Below are 9,899 nucleotides of genomic sequence, written 5' to 3'. Positions count from 1 at the left end.
ATTCCGAGGAACTGCTCTCCTTCATTTCTACTTCTGAAGAACTGCTCTCTTCTATGATTACTTGCTGAGAGCTGCTTTCAGAAGGAACTTCTGCCATCACTTGATTATGACCAAAAAACTCTCCAAAACTTTGAGATTTCTTATAATACCACCGGCCATCGTCTTCCTCTTCTTCTTGTTTGTATTCATCTCTGTAATCGTTATTTAATTGGATAACGGGCGCTTCTCTTTCTGGAATGACCGGGTGATCCACTTCCTCGTTTGCTTCCGGGTAATCATAAGGTCCAACCGTTGCTGATTCGTCAAATTGAGGAGCGTTTTCAGCTTTTGTCTCTTTTTCTTCAATTCCGTTAATATTCAACTGGGCATGTAACCTAAGTTGATGGTTGGCCGGTAATTCATAATCAAAACTTTCAATATCGACAAGTACATCATCTAAATTAGATACTCTTTCCAACGGAACGGTAATTTCTACTGGAAAAGAGTGCGAAAAGTAACTGACTCCTTCTTCTCCTTCTTCTACTTGATTCATCATTCTTGCAGACTGAACAGGTGCATCATTATATAAGGTCTGCTCCTGTACCGCTACATATTCTCCAGCTAGATCAACCGTACCTCTCAAGCAAACTTCATCTCCGCAATCTTCTATCGAAATTTCAGGTTCTAGGGAAATACCTATCAATTCACGTACGCCCTGTCCTTCCTTGAACCACAAAGACTCATCTAAATAAAATGAGAATACATTATGTTTATTCTGCAATGTTCGGTCCCCTCCCAAAAATAATAAACAATACTCTCTACAACCACCTTATGCGAGAATTGTAATTATATACGTAGGGGGAGAAAACCATATAAAAAAGGCAGGAGAAATCGTTCTCCTGCCTTTAAAGCTTTTGTTTATATAGAAGCGAATACTTTTTCTGCTGCTTCAATTGTTTTTTCAATATCATCATCTGTATGTTTTACAGATAAGAACAGTCCTTCAAATTGAGAAGGTGGTAAATAAATTCCTTCTTCAATCATTCCCTGATAATAACGAGTAAACAACTCTAAATTTGAATGGTTGGCTGTTTCAAAGTTGATGACAGGTTCGTTCGTAAAGAAAAATCCGACCATGGACCCAGCCCTGTTGACTGTCAACGGAATATTATATTTCTCTGCCGCCTGCTGATAGCCCTCTATTAGTCGATCTACCTTTTTATTGATGGATAAATAGGCTTCGTTCGTCATCGCTGAAAGTGTTTCATAGCCAGCTGTCATAGCCAGTGGATTTCCGGACAATGTGCCAGCCTGATAAATATCACCAACAGGAGCTACGCGTTCCATAATCTCACGTTTTCCTCCGTAAGCACCCACTGGAAGCCCACCTCCAATGACTTTTCCAAGACACGTCATATCCGGCGTGACGCCGTAATGCCCCTGGGCACTGTGGAAACCGACACGGAAGCCTGTCATGACCTCATCAAAGATTAAAACCGTACCATTCTCTTCCGTTAACGTACGGAGGCTTTGAAGGAATTGTTCTTCCGGGGGTACTACGCCCATGTTCCCTGATACAGGCTCAATGATGACCGCTGCTAAATCATCTCCGTATTGTTCGAATACGTAGCGAACGCTTTCAAGGTCATTATAAGGTACTGTAATGGTGTTCTGAGCAATCGATTCAGGGACACCTGGAGAATCAGGTAAACCTAATGTTGCGACACCAGATCCTGCTTTAATTAACAAGGAGTCTCCGTGACCATGATAATTTCCTTCAAATTTCAGGATCTTATCACGACCTGTGTAGCCACGAGCGACACGTAACGCACTCATCGTCGCTTCCGTACCTGAGTTTACCATTCGCAGCATTTCGATGGATGGCACTCTCTCTATAACCAGTTCGGCGAGTTTGTTTTCCATTTCCGTAGGTGTGCCGAAGCTCGTCCCATTTTCTGCAGCCTTTTTCAACGCTTCCGTCACATTCTCGTCTGCATGACCTAAAATAAGAGGACCGAAACTCAAGACATAATCGATATACTCATTTCCATCGATATCATACATCTTCGAGCCTTTCCCTTTTTCCATAAAAATCGGGTCCATATTCACAGATTTAAATGCACGTACGGGTGAATTGACTCCACCGGGCATGAGGTCAACAGCTTTTTTATAAGCTGCTGATGAACGATCAAAATTCTTCATAGCGTCGCATCCTTTCAAAATAAATAATTTATTGATTCAACCATTTTGCTGCATCTTTAGCAAAGTACGTAATAATTAGATCGGCGCCTGCTCTCTTCATCGAAGTAAGCTTCTCAAGTACAATCTCTTGTTCATTGACCCAGCCGTTCTGCGCTGCAGCCTTGATCATAGAGTACTCTCCACTCACATTGTAGGCAACGAGTGGAAGGTTAAAACGATCTTTCACTTCTCTCATGATATCTAAATAAGCTAAGGCAGGTTTGACGATTAAGAAGTCTGCCCCTTCCTCAACATCGGACTCTGCCTCTCTAATTGCCTCCAAACGATTAGAGGGATCCATTTGATACGCTCTCCGGTCACCGAATTGTGGGGAACTATGGGCCGCGTCACGGAATGGACCATAGAAGGAGGAGGCATATTTCACAGCATAAGACATGACAGGAATATGGCTAAACCCGGCTTCATCTAATCCTTGACGAATAGCAGCAACAAAACCGTCCATCATGTTAGAAGGAGCAATAATATCCGCGCCGGCTTGAGCCTGGCTCACGGCAGTTCTCGTTAAGTATTCGAGAGATTCGTCATTCGCAATGTCACCATCACGTACAATCCCGCAGTGCCCATGATCTGTATACTGACAGAGGCAAGTATCTGCTACAACCGTCAGGGAAGGCGTCTCTTCTTTAATCTGGCGAATCGCTCTCTGGACGATTCCTTCTTCATGATAAGCCTGGCTTCCCACTTCATCTTTCTCTCCAGGAACACCAAAGACAATGACAGATCGAATATTCAATCGCACAAGCTCATTCATTTCTTCTGTCAGGTGATCCAGAGACACGTGATGAACTCCCGGCATGGAAGGAACTTCTTTTCTAATCCCTTCGCCTTCAACCACAAAGATCGGGTAAATAAGGTCTTCTGTACGCAGATGCGTCTCTCTTACCAACGCTCTCATAGACTCTGTCCGGCGAAGGCGGCGATGACGTTTAAAATGTAAATCTTGCATATTATCGTTTCCCTTCTTCACAAAAATACTGAATCATTCGTTCAACCATATGGTCAATTGTATACTGCTCTGGGGTCATAACCTTCTTGAAACCGGACCGCTCCGCTTTTTCAGCTGTCGTCGGTCCAATGCAAAAGCAAGGAAGACCTTTTCCGTTGGCTTGTGTCCCTTTTACAAGGGCCATATAAGCCTGTATGGTCGAAGGACTCGTAAACGTAAGTGCATCAAGTTCTTCACGTTTTAACATGTCCAAAAGCTTACGCTGATCATCTTTCACTAGTAGCGTATCATAGACAGTAATGGATTGAAAAAACACTTGCTTTTCTTCAAAAATTTGAGGAAGAACATCCTTCGAGCGGTTTCCCCTTACGTACAAAACCGGTCCTTCCTCATACCTATCTTTAAAAAATTCCTTCCCCATCGTTTTGGCATCGAATGCGGTCGGCATAAAGTCCGCTTCATAACCGAACGAACGAAGCATCTGTTCCGTTTTCTTTCCAATAATTGCAAAACGCAATGTTACAGGTACAGGAACACCCTTACGCTTCATCAAATCGAAAAAAAACTTCACGCCATTGGAGCTTGTTAAAAACACCCAGGAATAGTCGTGAAGTCTTGTTAGAATATGATGATTCTCCTTTGTATCATTCAATTGAAAAGTAAGGAGAGGAGTCAACACAGCCACTCCCCCCTCCTCTTCGATTCGATCAGAAAAGGTACTTGCCTGGGATTTCCCTCGAGTAACGAGTACTTTCTTCCCTGCAAGTGGCTCCATTATTGATCATACTCCTCTTTTGCTCGATCGACGATCTCCTGCGCTCCCTGCGCTTTCAAACGATCAGCAGCTAGCTTGCCGACTTCAATTGGATCTGTCCCGCTTACGGTTTCGTGCAGAATAGTTTTGCCATCAGGTGAACCAACTAAAGCCGACAAAATTATCTCCTCACCTTTACAGTATGCGTATCCGCCGATCGGTACTTGACAGCCTCCGTTCAGATCGTGGAGAAATTTACGTTCAGCTGCGACGGTCGTTTGTGTGTATTCGTGATTGAGTTTCATAAGATAGTCTCGAAGTTCCGAGTCATTTTCACGGCACTGGATCGCTAAAGCACCCTGGCCAACAGCAGGCACACAAACATCTGGTTCAAGGTATTCAGTTACTACATTGTCATCCCAGCCCATTCGCTTCAATCCGGCAGCGGCAAGAACGATCGCATCGTAGTCTTCTTCCTTCAACTTACGCAGACGCGTATCAATGTTCCCGCGAATCCATTTGATTTCAAGGTCAGGTCGGACAGCTTTGATTTGGGAACCCCTTCTCAGGCTGCTTGTTCCGACAATGGCCCCTTCTGGTAAATCTTTAAGAAGGACATTTCCATTGGATACAAATGCATCACGGTGATCTTCACGAATCGGTACAGACGCCACGATCAAACCTTCTGCTACCACCGCAGGCATATCTTTCATACTATGAACGGCCATATCGATTTCACCATCGTACATCGCTTGTTCAATTTCTTTGATGAATAAGCCTTTGCCTCCGACCTTGGATAACGTTACATCGAGGATTTTATCCCCTTTCGTTGTAATCCGTTTAATTTCAAATTCGTAAGATGGATCAATGTTCTTCAGTTGTTCGATCACCCATTCTGTCTGAGTAATCGCTAGTTTACTTTTTCTTGAACCGATGACGATCTTTCTCACACTACTTCCTCCTCAACACTAAAAATGGAAATTCGATAAAGAACCGAATAAAAAGAAATTGATCAATAAAAATAGAAAAGCGGCTGAATTGAATAAAGATATGATTCGCCCCTGATAGCCTTTCACTACTCTCAATATCAAATAAACGATATAGACAAGCAGGACTAAAAGCGAACCTAATGTCTTAGAATCATACCAATAAAAAGGGTCCGGAGAAACATACCCCCATGTGACCCCTAGAATAATCGCAATCAGCAATAAGGGAACTCCTAAAATGACAGCGATATAGGAGAAATGATCAAGTTTCGTAAGATCACCTAGACGGAATAGCTTGGTATTCCATTTCTTTTGCTTAAGCAACCGGTACTGCAATAGATACATGATCGAAAAAATGAATGACAATGTAAAAAAGCCGTACGATACAATCGCCAGACTGATATGCACGACAAGCATTTCATTGACGAGCTGTACCCCCTGATTTTTCAAATCCGTTTGCGCTCTCGTTGAAATGTGAAGGAGCATAACTAGAAACCCAACGACATTCGTAAAGAATACGAGGAAATCAACTCTGAACAACCGGTTGATCAGCAGAGAAAAGGTAACGAGAATCCAGGCATAAAAGTAAAGCCCGTCATAAACAGTCATGATTGGAAAATTCTCTTTAATCAGCACCTGAGTTAATAAAAAAAAGGTTTGTAAACCCCAAACCATACTAAGTAACCAGAAGGCCATCCGATTGGCCCTCCGGTTATTTTGAACAAAATCTATGAAGTATCCAATTAAACTTAACCCATAAAGTAACAAAATAAGTTCATAGACCCATTTAAAATCCAACATAGGGACGTCCACCCTTATGAATGAGCAATTGAATTAATCACAGGGAAAGAGTCACCAGCTTCTTCGTTATGCTTTTCTGAAGAGGCATTCTTCTTCTCCTGCTGTTTAATCTCTGTTTCCACTTGCTCTTCAATTCCAAAGATTTTTGTGAACAAGCGCAGTGTTTCTTCTGAATCTGGCTGGGCAGCTAATTCTTTCGCCTGCAGGATCGGATCTTTCAACATTTGATTGATGATGCTTTTCGTATGCTTACTGAGTACTTTCCGTTCTCGATCTGAAAGCTCAGGCATCTTACGCTCTATGCTCTTCATCGTCTCTGCCTGGATTCCAAGAGCTTTAGAACGCAAAGCAGCAATGACAGGGACAACTCCGATCGTTTGCAACCACTGCTTGAATTCAACGATTTCTGCTTCAATCATGATTTCAATTTCCTCAGCCGCTTGTTTACGCATCGCTAAATTTGCATCAACGATTCCTTGAAGATCATCAATATCATAAAGGAAGACACTCTCTAAGCTCTCCATAGCAGGATCCAAGTCTCTTGGGACCGCTATATCTACAAAGAAAAGCGGTTTTCCTTTTCTTCGGCGATGAATCGGCTCCATACGCTCACGAGTGATGACATACTCTTTTGATCCAGTGGAGCTGATAACGATATCTGCGTCTGAAAGAACTGCATCCAGGCTTTCCATCGTCATCGCTTGTCCATTAAATTGATCGGCTACAACTTGCGCTTTAGAGAACGTACGGTTCACTACCGATACTTTTCGCACGCCTGAACCATGCAGGTTTTTAGCTGCAAGTTCACCCATCTTCCCAGCACCTACGATAACGATATGCTTGTTCACCAGATCACCAAAAATTTTACGCGCCAACTCAACGGCAGCATAACTCACCGAAACGGCATTTTCGCCGATTTCGGTATCTTTGTGCGCTTTTTTAGCCATTGTAATGGCATGCTTGAATAGTTGATTAAAAATCGTGCCCGTTGCCCCAGCTTCCTGGGCACGCATAAAGGATTGTTTCATCTGCCCCAGGATCTGTGTTTCTCCCAGTACCATTGAATCGAGACCAGAAGTCACACGCAGCAAATGCTCAATCGCACCATCCGTTTCATAAAAAGAAAGGTAAGAAGAAAACTCTTCTTTGTCTACATTAAACCAGTCAGCCAAAAACTGCTTAATGTAATAACGGCCCGTATGCAGCTGGTCGACCACTGCAAAAATTTCCGTACGATTGCATGTAGAAATAATTACATTCTCCAACACACTTTTTCGAGCGTTTAATTGAATCATCGCCTCTTCAACGTGTTGTTCAGAGAATGTAAGCTTTTCTCGAATTTCCACAGGGGCTGTTTTATAATTCAGACCTACAGCTAAAATGTGCATCACATCTACCCCCATTAAACGTTCCAGACTTATCACATATCAATCATTATAACATGAAACCGTATAAATTTTTCTGTTAAAATTTGAACAGAATTTGAAACTATTATGATACGATAATGTTACATGATACATAAATCATTACTATTATTTTAGAACAAATTTAAATTATAATCCGTTTGTAATATACCAAAACAAGCGTGAATGCGCAAGGAATCGACATCTTTTCTTACTTCAGAAGGACGTGATACAGATGAAAAAACAAAATTCTTTCTTAGGCTTTTTACTTGTTGGATTTGGCCTCTATTTTTTACTTCGCCAGTTCAATATTCCCTTATTAAACCAATTCTACTCATGGCCGACCTTGCTCATGATTGCGGGTGTCGCATTTTTATTACATAGCTATATGACGAAAGATTATTCGAATATATTTACGGGCGCCCTGCTCCTCGGCTTCGGAATTCACTTTCACGGGATTACCCACTTTGCTATTTGGATTGATCACTGGAGTATGTACCTTCTGATAATCGGTATAGCTTTTCTCTTACAATATCAAAAGACAAAGAAAGGTCTCATTCCCGCTCTTGTCCTTTTGGGGATCGCTTTGTTTGCCTTACTCGTCCCTACCGCTCCTTCGTGGTTCAGTTGGATCCAATTAGTTTTTCAATGGATTGAACGCTTCTGGCCAGTGGTATTGATCGTATTCGGTTTCTACTTGCTAAAAAAGAAATAAAATTAAAACCCGCTATGAGTGATAGCGGGTTTTAATTTTATAAAATAGAGCTTAAGAAAGCTTGTGTACGTTCCTCTTTCGGATTCTCAAAAATATCCTTAGGAGCTCCCGTTTCTACGATTTTTCCATCGTGCATGTAAACGACTCGGTCCGCTACCTCACGGGCAAAGCCCATTTCGTGCGTAACGACCACCATCGTCATCCCTTCTTGAGCTAAAGTCTTCATGGTTTGCAGTACTTCCCCTACAAGCTCAGGGTCGAGCGCAGAAGTCGGTTCATCAAAAAGCATGATTTCCGGCTTCATGGCCAGCGAGCGGGCAATCGCGACACGCTGCTTTTGACCTCCAGATAACCGGGACGGATAATCATTTGCTTTTTCTCCGAGCCCAACCTTATCTAGAAGTTCTTTTCCATCTTTTTTCGCTTGCGCTTTCGATACGCCTTTCACCTGGGTTGGTGCTTCCATGACGTTTCCTAGCACCGTTTTGTGCGGAAAAAGGTTGAAGTGTTGAAACACCATTCCTACTTGTTGGCGGAAGTGGTTCAAATTATCTTTTTTTGGATCAACCTGCTTCCCTTTTATGAAAATCTCTCCGCTATTTTTCAATTCCAAGAAATTCAGACAGCGCAGCATGGTACTCTTCCCTGAACCACTGGCTCCAATGAGTACAACCACTTCATTCTCATCAACGCTGAAGTCAATATCCTTTAAGACATGCAGATCTCCGAAGTATTTATTTAGTTTATTTACTTGAATCATATTTTTAGCCAATCTGGATTTCCTCCTCTACTAATCACTTACAGCCATTTTCTTCTCAATCATGCTCACTACAAGAGTAAGCAGGAATACGAGGATGAGATAGTAAACAGCACTTACGAGCAACCAGGTCATATAATCGAATGTGTTCGCCCCTTGCGTAGTGGCTACAGCGAAGATTTCTGATACTCCGATAAAAGCGGCAAGAGATGAATCTTTCAAACCAATGATAAACTGATTACCTAATGGAGGCAATGCTCGACGGAACGCCTGCGGCAAAATGATGCGGCGCATAGTCAGCGACCGGCTCATACCTAAAGAGCGGCCGGCTTCGGTCTGCCCTTTCCCAATCGATTGAATCGACCCACGGAAAATCTCTGCGATGTAGGCCCCATTGTGGAAGGCGAGTCCTAAGGAAACGGACCAGAATCCACTGATCATCCACACGTTCGTTAAACCATAGTAGAACACGAAGATTTGTACGATGAGAGGTGTACCACGGACAACATAAATATAAGCATTCGCAATCCATTCCAGAATTTTGATGTTCGATATTTTCATTAATGCAAATAATAATCCAATAAAAATAGCGATAAAAATGGAGACAGCCGTCAATGCCAATGTCATCTGGGACGCTTCTATAAAGATCCCACGGCTATCGACGAGAGCATCCCAAAACCCGATAAAATTCAAATACATATCCTCAACTCCTCATTAATGTCAAAAAAGAGTACGCGGATTGCGCACTCTTTTTGACTTCAAGACTGATGTTACTCTGGTTTGGTAGTAATATCTTCACCAAAGTATTCTTTACTAATATCAGCAAGTGTTCCATCTTCACGAAGTTTATCTAGAGCTGCGTTAATGTCTTCAAGCAGTTTGTCGCTTCCTTTTGCAACCGCGATCGCTTGTTCACTACGTTCAATCATTTTTTTCGCTTCGATCTCAAGGTCTTGACCCATGGCTTCTTTACCAGTCAAGAAATCCGTGATGACCGCATCGTGACGACCTTTCGCAAGAGATTGCAAAGCAACTACGTCACTGTCGTACGTCTTGATATTATCTGTCACTTCTTCAGCAAACTTACTGTAAGTAGATCCTTTGGAAACGGCAATTTCTTTTCCTTCAAGATCATCCAGAGTCTCAATATCACTGCCAGGACGAGTGAAAATTTGAGCTCCTGAGTAGTAATATGGAGTTGAGAAATCCACTTCTTTTGCACGTTCTTCCGTAATCGTATGACTGGCTACTGCAGCATCAAAACGGCCTGTTTTAACACCTTCTACAATGGAAGCA

At 42.4% G+C, this 9,899-nt stretch carries 11 protein-coding genes; 1 reads left to right on the top strand and 10 read right to left on the bottom strand.

Annotation, left to right across the window (positions count from 1 at the left end):
- The 7 genes from LD39_RS01695 to hemA form a co-directional block, all read right to left on the bottom strand.
- A partial coding sequence (locus LD39_RS01695) for a hypothetical protein (protein ID WP_035542208.1) occupies positions 1 to 760 on the bottom strand: 760 nt, incomplete at its 3' end.
- Positions 761 to 897: 137 nt separating this feature from the next.
- The gene (gene hemL / locus LD39_RS01690) at positions 898 to 2,181 is read right to left on the bottom strand and encodes a glutamate-1-semialdehyde 2,1-aminomutase (protein ID WP_035542206.1); all 1,284 of its coding nucleotides are present in this window, start codon (positions 2,179 to 2,181) and stop codon (positions 898 to 900) included.
- Positions 2,182 to 2,209: 28 nt separating this feature from the next.
- Complete coding sequence (gene hemB, locus LD39_RS01685) at positions 2,210 to 3,187, bottom strand: porphobilinogen synthase (RefSeq protein WP_035542204.1); 978 nt, start codon at positions 3,185 to 3,187, stop codon at positions 2,210 to 2,212.
- 1 nt (position 3,188) lies between these two features.
- Positions 3,189 to 3,962: a uroporphyrinogen-III synthase gene (locus tag LD39_RS01680; RefSeq protein ID WP_035542202.1), complete on the bottom strand. Its 774-nt coding sequence runs from the start codon at positions 3,960 to 3,962 to the stop codon at positions 3,189 to 3,191.
- Positions 3,962 to 4,891 carry a hydroxymethylbilane synthase gene (hemC, locus tag LD39_RS01675; protein ID WP_035542199.1) on the bottom strand — a complete coding sequence of 310 codons (930 nt, stop codon included), beginning with the start codon at positions 4,889 to 4,891 and terminating at the stop codon, positions 3,962 to 3,964. The genes LD39_RS01680 and hemC overlap by 1 nt, the downstream gene beginning before the upstream one ends.
- An 18-nt stretch (positions 4,892 to 4,909) precedes the next feature.
- A complete protein-coding gene (locus tag LD39_RS01670; protein ID WP_035542196.1) occupies positions 4,910 to 5,728 on the bottom strand; it encodes a cytochrome c biogenesis protein in 819 nt (272 codons plus the stop codon).
- 14 nt (positions 5,729 to 5,742) lie between these two features.
- Positions 5,743 to 7,116: a glutamyl-tRNA reductase gene (gene hemA, locus LD39_RS01665; RefSeq protein WP_035542194.1), complete on the bottom strand. Its 1,374-nt coding sequence runs from the start codon at positions 7,114 to 7,116 to the stop codon at positions 5,743 to 5,745.
- Between the two features lie 250 nt (positions 7,117 to 7,366).
- Between hemA and LD39_RS01660 the strand changes: the two genes are divergently transcribed.
- A complete protein-coding gene (locus tag LD39_RS01660; protein ID WP_035542192.1) occupies positions 7,367 to 7,846 on the top strand; it encodes a LiaI-LiaF-like domain-containing protein in 480 nt (159 codons plus the stop codon).
- Between the two features lie 37 nt (positions 7,847 to 7,883).
- Here LD39_RS01660 and LD39_RS01655 read toward each other — a convergent pair whose 3' ends face one another.
- From LD39_RS01655 to LD39_RS01645, 3 genes are all read right to left on the bottom strand, one after another.
- A complete protein-coding gene (locus LD39_RS01655) occupies positions 7,884 to 8,606 on the bottom strand; it encodes an amino acid ABC transporter ATP-binding protein (RefSeq protein ID WP_035542211.1) in 723 nt (240 codons plus the stop codon).
- A gap of 30 nt (positions 8,607 to 8,636) precedes the next feature.
- A complete protein-coding gene (locus LD39_RS01650; protein WP_052158687.1) occupies positions 8,637 to 9,302 on the bottom strand; it encodes an amino acid ABC transporter permease in 666 nt (221 codons plus the stop codon).
- A gap of 71 nt (positions 9,303 to 9,373) precedes the next feature.
- The coding region (locus LD39_RS01645) for a transporter substrate-binding domain-containing protein (RefSeq protein WP_035542191.1) at positions 9,374 to 9,899 on the bottom strand (526 nt) is incomplete at its 5' end.

The sequence above is a fragment of the Halobacillus sp. BBL2006 genome (genome assembly GCF_000786645.1).
In the GTDB taxonomy this organism is placed as follows: Bacteria; Bacillota; Bacilli; order Bacillales; family Halobacillaceae; genus Halobacillus.
The sequence above is the reverse complement of the archived record's forward strand: the minus strand, read 5'-3'. Positions and strand labels throughout refer to the sequence as shown.

Coding starts and splice junctions, on each gene's coding strand:
- hemL (WP_035542206.1), bottom strand. CDS start 2,181: ATGAAGAATTTTGATCGTTCATCAGCAGCTTATAAAAAAGCTGTTGAC.
- hemB (WP_035542204.1), bottom strand. CDS start 3,187: ATGCAAGATTTACATTTTAAACGTCATCGCCGCCTTCGCCGGACAGAG.
- LD39_RS01680 (WP_035542202.1), bottom strand. CDS start 3,962: ATGGAGCCACTTGCAGGGAAGAAAGTACTCGTTACTCGAGGGAAATCC.
- LD39_RS01670 (WP_035542196.1), bottom strand. CDS start 5,728: ATGTTGGATTTTAAATGGGTCTATGAACTTATTTTGTTACTTTATGGG.
- hemA (WP_035542194.1), bottom strand. CDS start 7,116: ATGCACATTTTAGCTGTAGGTCTGAATTATAAAACAGCCCCTGTGGAA.
- LD39_RS01660 (WP_035542192.1), top strand. CDS start 7,367: ATGAAAAAACAAAATTCTTTCTTAGGCTTTTTACTTGTTGGATTTGGC.
- LD39_RS01655 (WP_035542211.1), bottom strand. CDS start 8,606: ATGATTCAAGTAAATAAACTAAATAAATACTTCGGAGATCTGCATGTC.
- LD39_RS01650 (WP_052158687.1), bottom strand. CDS start 9,302: ATGTATTTGAATTTTATCGGGTTTTGGGATGCTCTCGTCGATAGCCGT.